Below are 1,434 nucleotides of genomic sequence, written 5' to 3'. Positions count from 1 at the left end.
TAGTCGTGCCTGAAGTACTGATGCGAGCCAGTACTGGTGCGGGTCGGCGGGGAACTTTGGGGATTTGAATTCACCAGAAACAGGGTACGCCGCTACGATTTTCCGGTGAATTCATGGCCCCCAAAGAGATTCCTCCTGCGCAAGATCCAGCCCTTGCGCCCCGTGAGCTGGCCAACATGGTTGACCCTCGGCATGCATTGGTTACCTTGGCTGGCAAGATGGATTGGCAGGCGGCAAGCGCCCAGTTCGGTCCCTTGTATGTCCCAGGACGTGGTCGACCTGCCATTTCAATTCGCCTCATGGTAGGCCTGCATTATCTTAAGCATGCCTTCAATCTCTCAGATGAACAAGTCGTCATGCATTGGGCCGAGAACCCATACTGGCAATACTTTTGCGGAGAACAGTATTTCCAGTATCGCTTACCCATCGATCCCAGCCAAATGTCGCGCTTCCGCAAACGCATTGGCGCGACCGGCTGTGAGTTCTTGCTTAAGCTAACGATCGATACTGGCTTGATCACCAAGACTATCGTACCAGCCTCGCTGGAGGCGGTTAATGTCGATACCACTGTCCAGGAGAAGGCGATCGCCTTTCCGACTGATGGCCGGCTCTATCACAAGGCACGTGTTACCTTGGTGCGGGAAGCGAAGAAGGCTGGCCTGCGCTTGCGACAAAGCTATGAGCGTCTTGGCAAACAGGCGTTGGTGATGAATGCGCGTTATGCGCATGCACGTCAGATGAAACGAGCACGACGTGAGCAGAAGCGGCTACGCACCTATCTCGGACGGGTCATGCGTGATATTGAACGCAAGATTCAATCAGCCCCCGTCCTGGAAGACCGTTTCCGGGATTGGTTAAACATAGGTCATCGGATTCATGCACAGCAGCGTCACGACAAGAACAAGATCTACAGCGTGCACGCGCCGGAAGTAGAATGCATCGCCAAAGGCAAGGCGCATAAACACTATGAATTTGGCGTCAAAGTCAGCGTCGTCACGACTAGCCGCGATAACTTCGTAGTGGGCATGCAGTCACTGCCAAGCAATCCTTATGACGGGCACACGCTCGAAGCGGCCATCGAGCAAACGGTCAATCTGACTGGCGTCACACCCAAACAGGCATTCGTCGATCGCGGCTACAAGGGGCATCGGCCGCAGCGCTTGACGGTGTGGATAGCCGGCGCCAAACGAGGCATGACCAACTTGATTAAAAAACGACTTAAGCGACGTAATGCCGTTGAACCGGTGATCGGACATATGAAGGCTGACGGTCGTCTCGGTCGCAACTTCCTCAAAGGTGCCGTAGGCGATGCCATGAATGCCATCCTTTGCGCTGCCGGACACAACTTGCGCAAAATCTTGCATCGGCTCAGCCATTCCTTCCCGCCAAATGATGCACCAGCCTAATTACTTCAGACTTTTTCAGGGACGACTA

1 protein-coding gene is annotated in these 1,434 nt (G+C 54.3%); it reads left to right on the top strand.

Going from position 1 to position 1,434, the window contains the following annotated elements; translation table 11 throughout:
• Positions 1–113 precede the first annotated feature (113 nt).
• A complete protein-coding gene (locus tag FH061_RS30115; RefSeq protein WP_151639497.1) occupies positions 114–1,406 on the top strand; it encodes an IS5 family transposase in 1,293 nt (430 codons plus the stop codon).
• The last annotated feature ends 28 nt before the right edge of the window (positions 1,407–1,434 follow it).

Origin of the sequence: Noviherbaspirillum aerium (genome assembly GCF_008929045.1) — a bacterium.
GTDB classification, from domain to species: domain Bacteria; phylum Pseudomonadota; class Gammaproteobacteria; order Burkholderiales; family Burkholderiaceae_D; genus Noviherbaspirillum; species Noviherbaspirillum aerium.
The sequence above is the reverse complement of the archived record's forward strand: the minus strand, read 5'-3'. Positions and strand labels throughout refer to the sequence as shown.

What these genes read in the sequence shown, in the direction of transcription:
- FH061_RS30115 (WP_151639497.1), top strand. Translation starts at nt 114, where the DNA reads ATGGCCCCCAAAGAGATTCCTCCTGCGCAAGATCCAGCCCTTGCGCCC.